Source organism: Labrys sp. LIt4 (assembly GCF_017813775.1).
Lineage (GTDB): Bacteria > Pseudomonadota > Alphaproteobacteria > Rhizobiales > Labraceae > Labrys > Labrys okinawensis_A.
Genome location: NZ_JAGIPY010000016.1, coordinates 65,752 through 78,713, shown reverse-complemented (window position 1 = coordinate 78,713; position 12,962 = coordinate 65,752). Strand labels below are relative to the sequence as shown.

General features: G+C 64.6%; 13 protein-coding genes. 2 read left to right on the top strand and 11 right to left on the bottom strand.

Features of this window, described 5'->3' with window-relative positions; genetic code table 11:
* Positions 1-33: 33 nt before the first annotated feature.
* Together J8I29_RS23975 and J8I29_RS23970 are read right to left on the bottom strand one after the other, a co-directional pair.
* Complete coding sequence (locus J8I29_RS23975) at positions 34-804, bottom strand: ABC transporter ATP-binding protein (RefSeq protein WP_209433564.1); 771 nt, start codon at positions 802-804, stop codon at positions 34-36.
* Positions 805-809: 5 nt separating this feature from the next.
* A complete protein-coding gene (locus tag J8I29_RS23970; RefSeq protein WP_209433563.1) occupies positions 810-2,234 on the bottom strand; it encodes an LLM class flavin-dependent oxidoreductase in 1,425 nt (474 codons plus the stop codon).
* A gap of 202 nt (positions 2,235-2,436) precedes the next feature.
* Here J8I29_RS23970 and J8I29_RS23965 point away from each other — a divergent pair, with 202 nt between their 5' ends.
* Positions 2,437-3,675: an acyl-CoA dehydrogenase family protein gene (locus J8I29_RS23965; protein ID WP_209433562.1), complete on the top strand. Its 1,239-nt coding sequence runs from the start codon at positions 2,437-2,439 to the stop codon at positions 3,673-3,675.
* Positions 3,676-4,051: 376 nt separating this feature from the next.
* Entirely contained in the window at positions 4,052-5,002 is a 951-nt protein-coding gene (locus J8I29_RS23960; RefSeq protein WP_209433595.1) for an AEC family transporter, read from the top strand.
* A 142-nt stretch (positions 5,003-5,144) separates the two neighbouring features.
* Here J8I29_RS23960 and glnT read toward each other — a convergent pair whose 3' ends face one another.
* The 9 genes from glnT to J8I29_RS23915 form a co-directional block, all read right to left on the bottom strand.
* Positions 5,145-6,452 (bottom strand): type III glutamate--ammonia ligase, encoded by a 1,308-nt coding sequence (glnT, locus tag J8I29_RS23955; RefSeq protein ID WP_105863472.1) that lies wholly within the window; start codon positions 6,450-6,452, stop codon positions 5,145-5,147.
* A gap of 129 nt (positions 6,453-6,581) precedes the next feature.
* Positions 6,582-7,907 (bottom strand): FMN-binding glutamate synthase family protein, encoded by a 1,326-nt coding sequence (locus tag J8I29_RS23950; RefSeq protein WP_105863473.1) that lies wholly within the window; start codon positions 7,905-7,907, stop codon positions 6,582-6,584.
* 120 nt (positions 7,908-8,027) lie between these two features.
* Positions 8,028-8,714 (bottom strand): GXGXG domain-containing protein, encoded by a 687-nt coding sequence (locus J8I29_RS23945; RefSeq protein ID WP_245197315.1) that lies wholly within the window; start codon positions 8,712-8,714, stop codon positions 8,028-8,030.
* A 60-nt stretch (positions 8,715-8,774) separates the two neighbouring features.
* Positions 8,775-9,671, bottom strand: a complete 897-nt coding sequence (locus tag J8I29_RS23940) for a glutamine amidotransferase family protein (RefSeq protein WP_105863475.1) — start codon at positions 9,669-9,671, stop codon at positions 8,775-8,777.
* A gap of 146 nt (positions 9,672-9,817) precedes the next feature.
* Complete coding sequence (locus J8I29_RS23935) at positions 9,818-10,099, bottom strand: hypothetical protein (RefSeq protein WP_209433560.1); 282 nt, start codon at positions 10,097-10,099, stop codon at positions 9,818-9,820.
* A 133-nt stretch (positions 10,100-10,232) separates the two neighbouring features.
* Complete coding sequence (locus J8I29_RS23930; protein ID WP_209433559.1) at positions 10,233-10,934, bottom strand: hypothetical protein; 702 nt, start codon at positions 10,932-10,934, stop codon at positions 10,233-10,235.
* Between the two features lie 21 nt (positions 10,935-10,955).
* A complete protein-coding gene (locus tag J8I29_RS23925) occupies positions 10,956-12,380 on the bottom strand; it encodes an APC family permease (protein ID WP_105863478.1) in 1,425 nt (474 codons plus the stop codon).
* Positions 12,377-12,559: a hypothetical protein gene (locus tag J8I29_RS23920; protein WP_105863479.1), complete on the bottom strand. Its 183-nt coding sequence runs from the start codon at positions 12,557-12,559 to the stop codon at positions 12,377-12,379. The genes J8I29_RS23925 and J8I29_RS23920 overlap by 4 nt, the downstream gene beginning before the upstream one ends.
* Before the next feature lie 10 nt (positions 12,560-12,569).
* Positions 12,570-12,953 carry a hypothetical protein gene (locus J8I29_RS23915; protein WP_105863480.1) on the bottom strand — a complete coding sequence of 128 codons (384 nt, stop codon included), beginning with the start codon at positions 12,951-12,953 and terminating at the stop codon, positions 12,570-12,572.
* Positions 12,954-12,962 lie beyond the last annotated feature (9 nt).

Here is a 12,962-nt window from a genome sequence, read left to right as displayed (position 1 = left end):
GTTGAGATTGATACGCCCGATCATCCTCCCCCCTCAGTGAACCGTGCCGAGATAGGCGGCGATGACATCGGGATTTTCGCGCACCGCGTCGGGCGTGCCATCGCCGACCTTGCGGCCGTAATCGAGCACGACGACATGGTGGGCCAAGCCCATGACGATGCCGATATCGTGCTCGATCAACACGATGGTGGTGCCGAGCTTGCCGTTCACATCGGCGATGAGCCGGCTCATCGCCTGTTTTTCCTCCTGGTTCATGCCGGCCATCGGCTCATCGAGCAGCAGGAGTTTCGGCCAGGCGGCCAGGGCCCGGGCGAGGTCGACGCGCTTCTGCAGGCCATAGGGCAGCGTGGAGACGACCGTGTGGGCGTGGCGCTCCAGGCCGAGAAAGCCGAGGATCTCATGCGCACGCGCCTGGAAGCGCCAGCGTTCCGCCCCATCCCGTCCCACCCGGAAGATGTTTTCCACGAAGGTGGCGCGGCCCCAGCGCGCGAGCCCTGCAAGCACGTTCTCGACGACGCTCAGCCGGCCGAACAGGGCGTTGTGCTGGAAGGTCCTGCCGATGCCGAGATGAGCCGCCTTGTAGGGGTGGATCGCCTCGAACCTGGCGCCGTCGAAGACGACGTCGCCCTCGTCGGCGCGATAGACGCCGTTGATCACGTTGAGGAGGGAGCTCTTGCCGGCGCCGTTGGGCCCGATCAGCGCGCAGATCTCCCCTTGCCCGACCGAGAAGCTCAGCCGGCTGAGGGCGTTGACGCCTTTGAAGGACAGGGAGACGTCGTGAAGCTGCAGGAGGGGCGCCGGCATCGGCATCACCGCCCGGTCGCGAGACGGGAGACGCCGGCTTCGCGTTCGGCCGCCTCGCGGCGCTTCACCGCCTCGATGTCGCGATAGGCGTGGGCCGGATGGCTGGCCGGCAGATAGGGGCCCTCGCCGAACAGCTTCTCGCGCAGCGTGCCTGGCTTGTAGGCGGTGGGATAGGCCCCGCGTTTCTGCAGTTCCGGCACGAGATAGAAGACAGCGTCCTCGAAGCTCTCCGGCGTCACCGCATAAGCGAGGTTGAAGCCGTCGACATCGGTCTCCTCGACCCATTCCTGCAGCGTATCGGCGACCTGGGAGGCCGAACCGACGAAAACCGGCCCGAGGCCGCCAATGCCGCCCCAGCGCGCCAGTTCCTCCATGGTCCAGGTCTTGTCTTCGCCGGCGAAATGCTCGACCACCGAGATGATGGCGTTGGTCTCCACCTTCTTGATCGGATCGCTGGGCGCATATTGGCCGAAATCGATGCCGCTCCAGCCGGAGAGGAAGACCAGCGAGCCGTCATAGGACGTATAGGATTCGTAATCCTTGAACTTGGCCTGCGCCTTGGCCTCGGTCTCGTCGACGATCACCGTGGTGAGGTTGTAGATCAGGATCTTGCGCGGATCGCGGCCGGCGGCTGCGGCCTGGCGCCGGATATCGGCGACATAGGCCTTCAGCAGCGACTTGGTCGGCGCCGCCACGAAGACGCACTCGGCATGTCCGGCGGCAAAGGCCTTGCCCGGCCCGGAGGCGCCGGCCTGGTAGAGCACGGGCGTACGCTGCGGCGATGGCTCGGTGAGATGGTAGCCCGGCACCTCGAAATATTTGCCCTTATGGCCGATCTCGTGGACCTTGTCGGGATCGGTGAAGATGCGGTTCTCGCGATCGCGCCGCACCGCCCCTTCCTCCCAGGAGCCTTCCAGGAGCTTGTAGAGCACCTCGACATATTCGCTGGCGACTTCGTAGCGATTATTGTGCTGGCGCAGGCCGCCCTGGCTGATGTTCTTGGCGCCGCTCTCAAGATAGGAGGTGACGATGTTCCAGCCCACGCGTCCCTTGCTGTGATGATCCGCCGTGGCGAGACGCCGGGCGAAGGTATAGGGATGCTCAAAGGAGGTCGAGGCGGTGATGCCGATGCCCAGATGCTCGGTGGCGAGCGCGATCGGCGCCGCCAGTTGCAGCGGATCATTGACCGGGATCTGCGCCGCCTGCTGGATGGCGTGGTAGTTCGAGCCCTTGTAGACGTCGTAATAGCCGATCACGTCGGCAATGAAGATGCCGTCGAAGATCCCCTTCTCCAATGTCCGCGCCAGGTCCTGCCAGTAGTCGAGATCCTTGTATTTCCACGATCGGTCGCGCGGATGCGCCCACAGGCCTGGTGATTGGTGGCCCACGCAATTCATGTCGAAGGCGTTGAAGCGTATCTGGCGGGCCATTCCCAATCTCCACATCTGAAACAGCGGCGATGCCGCACCCGGCTACCGCATCGGTCGTTGATTATGAAAACGCCCTCCGACCTAAATGTCTAGTATTTTTATAGAGAATATATACAAAATGATGAGCCGGCGCCGAACCCCATTGGACAGGAAACCGGAATCGGCGTGGGAGCACCTGATAAAACACAAGAGAATCAGATAGATGACACAGAAGGCATCGATAGTGACGGCAGGCTGGGGCAGCGGGCCGGGAGATAATTACGACGAACTCGCCGCCACCTTCCGCCCGGTTTTCGAACGCATTCGCGCGGGCGCCGTCGAGCGGGAGCTCAGTCGCACTTTGCCGCATGAACCGATCGGCTGGCTCAAAGATGCCCGCTTCGGCGCCCTGCGCGTGCCGGAAAAGGAAGGTGGCTTCGGCGCCAGCCTGCCGCAGCTCTTCGCCCTGCTGATCGAGCTTTCCCACGCCGATTCCAATGTCACGCAGGCCCTGCGCGCCCATTTCGGCTTCGCCGAGGACATCGTCAATGCCCGCTCGCAGGATCGTCGCGACCGCTGGCTGCCGCGCCTCTCGCGCGGGGAGATCGCCGGCAGCGCCTGGACCGAAATCGGCGAAGCCAAGCAGGCCGCCTTCTCCACCATCGTCAAGCTCCAGGCCGGCAAGGCCGCCTCGGTCACCGGCGCCAAATATTACACCACCGGCTCCCTCTTCGCAGACTGGATCGATATCGGCGCGAGCGGCGAAGGGGGCCAGTCGCTCTCGGCGGTGGTCGCCCGTCACGCACCGGGCGTCGACGTGATCGACGATTGGGACGGCTTCGGCCAGATCCTCACCGCCAGCGGCACCACCACCTTCACCGATGCCCCGGTCGATCCCGCCGACGTCGTCATCGATGACGACCGCTTCAAATATTCGGCTGCCTTCTACCAGCTGGTGCATCTGGCGACGCTCGCCGGCATCGGCCGCGCCGCCAGCGACGACGTCGCCAAGGCGGTGAAGGCGCGGCGCCGCAGCTATTCCAACGCCCCCTCCCCGCGCCCGAGCGAGGATGCCCAAGTCCTGCAGGTGGTCGGGCGTATCCGCGGCGCGGCCTATTCGGCCGGGGCCATCGTGCTCAAGGCCGCCGACGCCCTGCAGCGCGCCTTCGACACCCGCTTTGCCGGTGACGCCGCCGCGGAGGAGCAGGCCAATGCCATCGCCGAACTCGAAGTGGCGCAGGCCCAGACCGTGGTCACCACCCTGATCCTCGATGCCTCCACCATCGTGTTCGACGCGCTCGGCGCCTCCGCCACGCAGCGCTCCGCCGCCCTCGACCGTCACTGGCGCAATGCGCGCACCCTCTCCTCCCACAATCCGCGCATCTACAAGGACCGGATCATCGGAGACTTTGCCGTCAACGGCACGCCGCCGCCCTACCAATGGCGCATCGGGCAGGTGTGAGACGTAAGGAAGGGCAGTCCCAGAGGACGCGAACGTCCACAGGCGTAACCTTAAGGCGGAAAGCATAGCCTCTTTACCCTCCCCTCGATGGGGAGGGTCGGCCTGAAAGGCCGGGGTGGGGTGGAGCTACGCAGGTCTTGATAACGAAGCGAGATAGGCTTGCAGAACAGCCACCCCACCCCGACGCTACGCGTCGACCCTCCCCATCGAGGGGAGGGTATTGTCGCGGCTCATTTGGTTGCGTTAGCGCCTATGGACGAGGACGTTCGTGCTCCCAGGGGATTTTCCTCGCCATTTGACGGAATCAGCGGTCGTTGCGAGACCTTGGGGCAGGAAAGGCGGCATGGCGCCGCCGCTCACATGCCCCAAGGAACCGATGTCGCCCCTGGTTGAAACCGCGCTGTTCGTCTTCGGCCTGGTCGCGCTCGGCTATGGCGCGGGGGCGAGCGGCTATCTCAAAGCCGAGGCGGGGGATGCCCTTTCCGATTTCGCCGTCCGGGTGGCATTGCCGCTGCTGCTGTTCCGCACCATGGTCACGTCGAGCTTCCATGGCTCGGCCCCCTGGCAATTATGGGCCACCTATTTCACCGCCGTCACCATGGCCTGGATCGCCGGCCACCTGGCGACCACCCGCCTGTTCCGGCGCGACGGCCAGGCCGGCGTGATCGGCGGCGTCTCCGCCGCCTTCTCCAACCTGGTGCTGCTCGGCATTCCCTTCATGCTCGGTGTCTTCGGCAATGAAGGCTTCGAGATCCTCTCGCTGATCATCTCGGTGCATCTGCCCACCATGCTGATGGCCTCGATCCTGCTGTTCCACTGGTTCGGGCCGCGGCGCCGGGAGCCGCTGCATCCCCTGGCGATCATTCGCGACTTCCTGGGCAGGCTGCTCACCAATCCCCTGATCATCGGCATCTTCGCCGGCCTTGCCTGGCGGGCGAGCGGCATTCCGCTGCCGACTATCGCCAATCGCTTCGTCGATGCCCTCGCCGACGTGGCCGGGCCCATCGCCTTGTTCGCCATGGGCCTCGGCCTGAAGAAATTCGGCCTGTCCGGCAACCTCAAGCCCGCGCTGGTCCTGTCGGGTCTGAAACTGCTGCTGATGCCGGCCGTTGCCCTCGCCGCCGCCTGGCTGTTCGGTCTGCCGCCCTTCCCGGCCAAGGTGGCCGTGGCCGCGGCGAGCCTGCCATCGGGCGTGAACTCCTACCTGATCGCCATCCAGCTCAAGACGGAACAATCCCTGGCTTCCAACCAGATCACCATCGCCACGGCTTTTTCCGTGGTGACGACCGCCTTCTGGCTCGAGGTCGCCACCGCATTGCTGGGCTGAAGCCGCGCGTCGCGCGAGGTAGCCACCCCATCTCCCGGACCGGCATCAAGGCCCTATCGACTGTCATCTTTCCCAAGGACGAAGGGCGCCGGATCGCTCCGGCGCCCTTCGCAGAGCTGGAAAACGCTGTAGTGCCGACTGCTCAGATGTCGAGCGTGTGGTCGCGCTCCCACTGGGTGAAGTGGCTGGCGTAGCTGTTCCACTCCTGGTGCTTGAGCTTGAGATAGGCGGCGGAGAAGTCCTCTCCCAGGGCGGCTTTCAGCGACTCGTCCCTGTCGAAATTGCGCAGGGCATCGAGCAGATTCAGCGGCAGCTTGGGCGCGTCCGTCACGGTATGGCCGTGCTGATACATGTCGATGTCGTAGCGCTTGCCGGGATCGGCCTTGGAATGGATACCGTCGAGGCCGGCCGCGACGATCACGGCCTGCATCAGATAGGGATTGGCGGCACCGTCCGGCAGGCGCAGCTCGAAGCGCCCCTTGCCCGGCACGCGCACCATATGGGTGCGGTTGTTGCCGGTCCAGGTCACCGAATTAGGCGCCCAGGTCGCGCCCGAGATGGTGCGGGGCGCATTGATGCGCTTGTAGGAATTCACCGTCGGATTGGTGATCGCCGACAGGCTTTCGGCATGCTTCATGATGCCGCCCAGGAAGTGATAGCCCTGCCGCGACAGGCCCATCTCGTCCTTGCTGTCATAGAACATGTTGACCTTGCCGGTCTCGTCCCACACCGAGATATGGGCATGGCAGCCCGAACCGGTCAGCCCCATGAAGGGCTTGGGCATGAAGGTGGCACGCAGGCCGTGTTTCTCGGCGACCGAGCGCACCATGAACTTGAAGAAGGAGTGCCGGTCGGCCGTAACCAGGCAGTCGTCGAAGTTCCAGTTCATTTCGAACTGGCCGTTGGCGTCCTCATGGTCGTTCTGGTAGGGGCCCCAGCCCAGCTCCAGCATATAGTCGCAGATCTCGGCGATGACGTCGTAGCGGCGCATCAGGGCCTGCTGGTCGTAGCAGGGCTTGGCGGCGCAATCCTTGGCATCGGAGATGGCCGTGCCGTCGGCATCGATCAGGAAGAACTCGGCCTCGACGCCGGTCTTCACATAGAGCCCTTCCTTGGCCGCGTTGGCCATGACGTTCTTGAGCACCACGCGCGGAGCCTGGCCGACATGCTTGTCTTCCATGACGCAATCGGCGGGGACCCAGGCGACTTCCTTCTTCCAGGGCAGCTGGATGACGGCGCTGGGATCGGGCACGCCGAAGAGATCGGGGTGGGCGGGCGTCAGGTCCAGGAAGGTGGCGAAGCCGGCGAAACCGGCACCGTCCTTCTGCATGTCGGCGATCGCTGCGGCCGGAACCAGCTTGGCGCGCTGGGCGCCGAACAGGTCCGTGTAGGAAATCATGAAATAGCGAATGCCTTTTTCCCTGGCGAGCGTCGCCAAATCCTGGGTCATGTGCGGAATCCCGATAATGGATGGTGGGGTGTGCCGGCCTTCAGACCGGCATCTTTGATGGTGTTGGACGAAGATATGCCGGAATCGCTCCATTGGCACGCCGATGGAGCTGAGAAGACCGGCACACTTTTAAAAGCCCTGTCCGGGGATCCAATTCGTGCCGGCCAGCGGCACGCGTGCCATGGCGGCAGCCTCGATGGTGAGGGCGCACAGATCTTCCGGCTCCAGATTGTGCACGTGGTTCTTGCCGCAGGCACGGGCGATGGTCTGGGCCTCCAGCGTCATCACCTTGAGATAGTTGGCGAGGCGGCGGCCGGCCTTGACCGGATCGAGCCTTTCCATCAGCTCGGGATCCTGGGTGGTGATGCCGGCCGGATCCTTGCCCTCATGCCAGTCGTCATAGGCGCCGGCGGTGGTGCCGAGCTTGCGATATTCGTCCTCATGCACGGGATCGTTGTCGCCGAGCGCGATCAGGGCCGCCGTACCGACGGAGACCGCATCCGCGCCGAGTGCCAGGGCCTTGGCGACATCGGCTCCGTTGCGGATGCCGCCGGAGACGATCAGCTGCACCTTGCGGTGCATGCCGAGGTCCTGCAGCGCCTGCACGGCCGGACGGATGCAGGCGAGCGTCGGCTGGCCGACATGCTCGATGAAGACTTCCTGCGTCGCCGCGGTGCCGCCCTGCATGCCGTCGAGCACCACCACATCGGCACCGGCCTTCACTGCCAGGGCCACGTCGTAATAGGGACGGGCGCCGCCGACCTTCACATAGATCGGCTTCTCCCAATCGGTGATCTCGCGCAGTTCGAGGATCTTGATCTCGAGATCGTCCGGCCCCGTCCAGTCGGGATGGCGGCAGGCGGAGCGCTGGTCGATGCCCTTGGGCAGCGTGCGCATCTGGGCGACGCGGTCGGAGATCTTCTGGCCGAGCAGCATGCCGCCGCCGCCAGGTTTGGCGCCCTGGCCGACCACCACCTCGATGGCGTCGGCCTTGCGCAGATCGTCCGGATTCATGCCGTAGCGCGAAGGCAGATATTGATAGACCAGGGTCTTGGACTGGCCACGCTCCTCCGGCGTCATGCCGCCGTCGCCCGTGGTGGTCGAGGTGCCCGCCAGCGAGGCGCCGCGCCCGAGCGCCTCCTTGGCGCGGCCCGACAGGGAGCCGAAGCTCATGCCCGCGACGGTGATCGGGATCTTCAGCTCGATCGGCTTCTTGGCGAAGCGCGAACCGAGCACGACATTGGTGGCGCAACGCTCGCGATAGCCTTCCAGCGGATAGCGCGAGATCGAGGCGCCGAGAAAGAGCAGGTCGTCGAAATGCGGCACCTTGCGCTTGGCGCCGCCGCCGCGGATGTCGTAGATGCCGGTGGTGGCGGCGCGGCGGATCTCGGACAGGGTGTAATCGTCGAAGGTCGCGGACTTGCGCGGAACGGTCGGCGGATTGTGATAGCTCATGAGGTCAATCCTGGGATCGCAGGCTTCCGGCCTGCTCTTGAAACGGTCGATGCGGCGGGAAGAGCAGGTTTCGCAACATCGAGCAGGACTCGGTGTTGCTGAGACGCCTGCGATCCCAGGTCAGTACGCATCCGCATTGTCGATGTTGAAGTTGTAGAGCGTGCGGGCCGAGCCGTAGCGCTTGAACTCCTCGGGCTTGACGTCGGTGAAGCCGGCCTTGGCGAGCAGCCCGCCGAGGATTTCCAGATGTTCGGGGCGCATCTCCTTCTCGATGCAATCGGCCCCCAGGCTCTTGACCTTGCCGCGGACGAACAGCCGGGCCTCGTAGATGGAGTCGCCCAGGGCGTCGCCGGCATCGCCGCAGACCACGAGATTGCCGGACTGGGCCATGAAGGCGGACATGTGGCCGATATTGCCCTTCACCACGATGTCGATGCCCTTCATCGAGATGCCGCAGCGCGAGGACGCGTTGCCCTCGATCACCAGCAGGCCGCCCTTGCCGGTGGCGCCGGCATATTGGCTGGCATCGCCCTTGATACGCACCTCGCCCGACATCATGTTCTCGGCCACGCCGGGACCGGCCGAGCCATGCACGACGACGGTCGCTTCCTTGTTCATGCCGGCGCAGTAATAACCGACGCTGCCCCTGACATCGATGCGCACGGGCGCGTCGACACCGACGGCCAAAGCGTGCGAGCCCTTGGGATTGCTCACCTCCCAGGAGGTGGCGTTGGTGCCGGCCTTGAGGGCGTGCAGCGCCTGGTTGAGCTCACGCAAGGGCGTCTTGGCGAGATCGATCCTGGTCAAATCGGCCGTCTCAACGTCCACACCCACGCTCGCGATCTTCTTCGCAAGTTGATCCATGCCTCAGCGCTCCCAGAAGTAAACGGTGGCGGGCTCGGGCTCCCACACCTTGGCATCCTCGATGCCGGGCAGGTTCACCAGAGCGCGATATTCGGAACCGAAGGCGACATATTGATCGGTCTCGGCGAGCACGGCGGGCTTGCACGCGACAGGATCGCGCACGACCCCAAAGCCATCCTTGGTGCCGACGACGAAGGTGAAGAAGCCGTCGAGATCGTCGAGCCCCTTCTCCATGGCCTCGCCGAGATTGAGGCCCTGGTTCATGCGCCAGGTCAGATAGGCCGCCGCGACTTCGGAGTCGTTCTCGGTCTCGAAGCTCATGCCGTCATGCCTGAGTTCGCGGCGCAGATTGTTGTGGTTGGACAGCGAGCCATTATGCACGAGACACTCGTCGGCACCGGTCGAGAAGGGGTGGGCACCGAGGGTGGTCACCGCCGATTCGGTCGCCATGCGGGTATGGCCGATGCCGTGGCTGCCCGTCATCTGGGCGAGACCGAAGCGCTTGGCGACGTCGGTGGGATAGCCCACCTCCTTGTAGATCTCGATCGCCTCGCCCGCGCCCATGATGCGGATCGAAGGGCGCTCCGCCTTGATGGCCTGGCGCGCCGCCTCGGCCTTGTCGGCATCGAGGACGAGAACGGCGTGGGTGTCCTTCGGCGTGATGGAAACCTTCGCGCCGACGGCCTTCTCCACCAGGGCTGCGAGACCATCGAAATCCTGGGCCGGATCGGCCGACTGCACGGTGACCTTGGCCTTGCCGGCCTGGGGCGCGCCATAGATCGCGAACCCGGCCGAATCCGGGCCACGGTCGCACATGGTGGCGAGCATACCCGACAGGAGCGTACCCAATTGGGGCTCCAGGCTCTTATCCTTCAGAAACAGGCCGACAATGCCACACATAGCACGGGTCCCTCATGCGATTGATTTCAGGGAGGCTAGCAATTTCTTGCGAGGCCAGCAACATCCACCTGAACATTTTTTTCCTGTGAGGAATATTTTTTAGGAAATGGATTTTCCTGACAGGAAACAGGTGGGAAATGAAGCCCTCAGAGCTGGCGGCGCCAGCGTTCCCAGCGCAGGCGCGCAACCCGATAGGCATCCGGAATCGAAAGCGCCCAGACGAACAATCCTCCCGCCATGCGGCCGATCGGGGAGGTCGCCGGCGTCGACAGGTGCCAGCTCAGGAAAGCGAACAGGAGCGTGAAGAAAGCAAATCCCAGCCCCCGCATCTGGCGGCCGAGAGCGACATGCCCCACCCCTGGAAGCGCAATGGCGAGGGCGAGGATGAGATAGGGATGAAAGGGTTTCGCGAGCATGGCTGCGGCCATGGTGCCTCCTGGTAAGATCTTTAGGCTCACGACTTTTCGAAGCGGGCACTCCGTTCTGTAGGCGCGCCTTGGACCAACAGGTGCGACGCCGGCCGCCATCTCGCTCAACCCGCCAAATCAGGGCCGGCAAGCCTTACGCCCGCTGCCCCCGTGTTTCCGGCAGATGCGCCGGCGCTGCCACGGGCGACAGCCGCCGGACGATCTCCTCCAGGCCATCATAGAGCCGCATGAACAGGGCCGGTTCGAAGCGCGCATCGCCGAAATCGCATTGGCGCAGCAGCAGATGCTGGCCCCGCTGCCCTTCGGCGGCCTGAAAGATCACCCTCAGGCCGGCCGGCATCACCAGCACCTCCTTGACCCTGGGATCGGCCATGAGGTCAGCGACCGCCCGCTCCGCCTGGGCCAGGAAGGCTGCACCGCGCCGCCGGCCTCTCACCATCACGTCCTCGGGCAGGCCGGCGGGCGGCTCGAGACGCGCCGGCAGGTCGGGCGTGCGGGCGTAGAACTCGCTTCCCGAAGGTCGCGCCAGCACGCCGAAGGCGGCCCCTCCCGGCAGCGGCGTCATCACCGTCAGCGAAAGCCAGAGCTGCGGCAAGCGCCGCAACGTCATGGTATCGGGCACCATCTCCACAACGACACGGCGGCCGGCGATCTCACCGGCGAGCCGGGGAAATCCCCCGACACCGTCCGCCTGCTCCGCCCGTTCGAACAACGGGCGGCAATCGGCCAGCAAGGCCCTCCGCCGGCGCCAAAGCGCCGACCTCTCGCGATTCAAAAGCCAGCCGAGGCCGGCAAAGCCCGCCACGAGGACGGCGAGAAATGCGAACAAGGTCATGCTGGCCGCCTCCTCATCCCCTCAGTAGCCCTTGGGCCGAGGCCAGGGCATGGTGAACTGGTCGCCGCGCCGCACATATTTGTAGCGGTGAAAGGCGAACCACAGCGAGACCACGATATAGAACACCATCATGGCGATGAGCTGGGTGCCATAGCCCAGGAACACCGCGAAATAGGCGGTCAAGCACAGCAGGAACAGCACGATCGCCGGCAGCGGATGCAGGGGATGCACATAGCCGCGCTTGATGCTGCCCACCGGCCATTTCCAGCGGAACATCATCACGTTGAAGGTCATGTAGGAGTAGCCGAGCAGGCCCGACAGGATCGAGAAGGTCACCACCTGGTCGAGCGGCGCTCCCAGCGCGAAGATCAGGGCGATCGGCACCAGGAAGAAGATCGAGCGGAAGGGCGTGCGGTATTTCGGATGCACGGCGCCGAACCAGGCCGGCATGTAGCGGTCGCGCCCCATGGAGAACCAGGCGCGCGAGGCGTCGTTGATGCAGCCATTGGCCGAAGCCAGCGTGGCGAAGATGGTGCCGACGAACAAGAGCACCATCAGCCCGGTCGAACCGGTCAGGCGCGCGGCGTCGAACAGGGGCGTGGTGGCCTGGCCGAGATATTCCCAGGGCATCAGGCTGACGCAGACATACCAGGTCATGGCAGCGGCGATCAGAAGGGTGATCATGCCGAGCATGGTGCCGAGCGGCAGCGAACGCGCGGGCGAGCGCACCTCTTCGGCCGCCTGGCAGGTGCCCTCGATGCCCAGATAGAACCATAGGCCGAAATGCAGCGACGCGACCACGCCGAGCCAGCCATAGGGCAGGCCCGTCAGCAATTCGCCGGGCTTGAGCAGGTCCTCCGACCAGGGCTTGGCGCCAATGAACAGGAAGACGATGGCAAGGAAGGCGATGGCCGTGATCACCAGGTTGAAGGTGAGCGTGGCATAGACGCCGCGATAGTTCAGCAAGGCGAGGCCCATGATGGTGAGCACGATGAAGGGCTTGTCGTGCACCGCCTCGAAGCCCGCCATGCCGCCGACCGTCTGGATCAGATAGCCTGCGGTGATCGCATTGGCCGCCTCCAGCATGGTGTAGGCCATCACCAGGAAGAGGCCGACATTGAAGGCCATCAGCGGCCCGACGATGTGCTTGGCCTGTGCATATTGGCCGCCGGCCGCGGCAACCGTCGAGGTCACCTCGGAATCGATCATGGCGACGCAGGTATAGAGCAATCCCGCCGCCCAACAGGCGATCAGTGCGGCCAGCGCACCGCCCTTGCCGACGGCGAAGTTCCAGCCCATGAACTCGCCGACCAGCACGATGCCGACCCCGAGCGCCCAGACATGGGCGGGGCCGAGCACGCGCAGAAGCGAGATCTTCTCGCCATGGATGACCGTCTGCTGGACATGCGTTGCGCCATCGGCAGCATTGGAGGTGATCTCGCTCATTTCGCCCCCCTATGCGTCGGGTCGATGACCAGTTCGTCTTCGATTTCGCCTTCGCGGGAGGACATCAGCATGTCCTCCGAATAGGCGGCATTGGTCTTGATCAGGTCGTAGAGCATCCAGGCACCGATCAGGATCGAGATCGCCCAGGCGGCATATTCGAGAAAATGGAATGCATTCATGGCGCCGCCCTCACTTGTCGTCGAAGCGTTCGGCGATCACGTCCCGGTATTCCTTGTCCGAATAATAGATCAGGAAGCCGAAATAGATCACGATGATCGCCGCGGTGAGCAGGAAGGCCGGCAGCGAGAAGGAATAGTCGAAACGCGAGGCGATGATCGGCGCCGCCGTTTCAGCGGTGTAGCCGAGCTTTTCCCACAGCGCCTGGGCAAGCGACGACTGTCCCATGCCGGTCCAGCTCTTGTCGGCAAAGTCGATATCGGTCTTGCCGCCGCCGGCGAGACCCAAGGCGATCGGGGCGAACAGGCTGGCGACCACCAGGGCTAACAGGACGATGGAATCGACGATCTGACCGAGCGCCGATTGCTCGGGTGGCTGATAGGGCGTTTTGGCCATGTCAGTTCC

Excerpts from the sequence above, each read along its gene's own strand:
- J8I29_RS23975 (WP_209433564.1), bottom strand. The coding sequence starts at position 804 with ATGCCGGCGCCCCTCCTGCAGCTTCACGACGTCTCCCTGTCCTTCAAA.
- J8I29_RS23970 (WP_209433563.1), bottom strand. The coding sequence starts at position 2,234 with ATGGCCCGCCAGATACGCTTCAACGCCTTCGACATGAATTGCGTGGGC.
- J8I29_RS23965 (WP_209433562.1), top strand. The coding sequence starts at position 2,437 with ATGACACAGAAGGCATCGATAGTGACGGCAGGCTGGGGCAGCGGGCCG.
- J8I29_RS23960 (WP_209433595.1), top strand. The coding sequence starts at position 4,052 with ATGTCGCCCCTGGTTGAAACCGCGCTGTTCGTCTTCGGCCTGGTCGCG.
- glnT (WP_105863472.1), bottom strand. The coding sequence starts at position 6,452 with ATGACCCAGGATTTGGCGACGCTCGCCAGGGAAAAAGGCATTCGCTAT.
- J8I29_RS23950 (WP_105863473.1), bottom strand. The coding sequence starts at position 7,907 with ATGAGCTATCACAATCCGCCGACCGTTCCGCGCAAGTCCGCGACCTTC.
- J8I29_RS23940 (WP_105863475.1), bottom strand. The coding sequence starts at position 9,671 with ATGTGTGGCATTGTCGGCCTGTTTCTGAAGGATAAGAGCCTGGAGCCC.
- J8I29_RS23935 (WP_209433560.1), bottom strand. The coding sequence starts at position 10,099 with ATGGCCGCAGCCATGCTCGCGAAACCCTTTCATCCCTATCTCATCCTC.
- J8I29_RS23930 (WP_209433559.1), bottom strand. The coding sequence starts at position 10,934 with ATGACCTTGTTCGCATTTCTCGCCGTCCTCGTGGCGGGCTTTGCCGGC.
- J8I29_RS23925 (WP_105863478.1), bottom strand. The coding sequence starts at position 12,380 with ATGAGCGAGATCACCTCCAATGCTGCCGATGGCGCAACGCATGTCCAG.
- J8I29_RS23920 (WP_105863479.1), bottom strand. The coding sequence starts at position 12,559 with ATGAATGCATTCCATTTTCTCGAATATGCCGCCTGGGCGATCTCGATC.
- J8I29_RS23915 (WP_105863480.1), bottom strand. The coding sequence starts at position 12,953 with ATGGCCAAAACGCCCTATCAGCCACCCGAGCAATCGGCGCTCGGTCAG.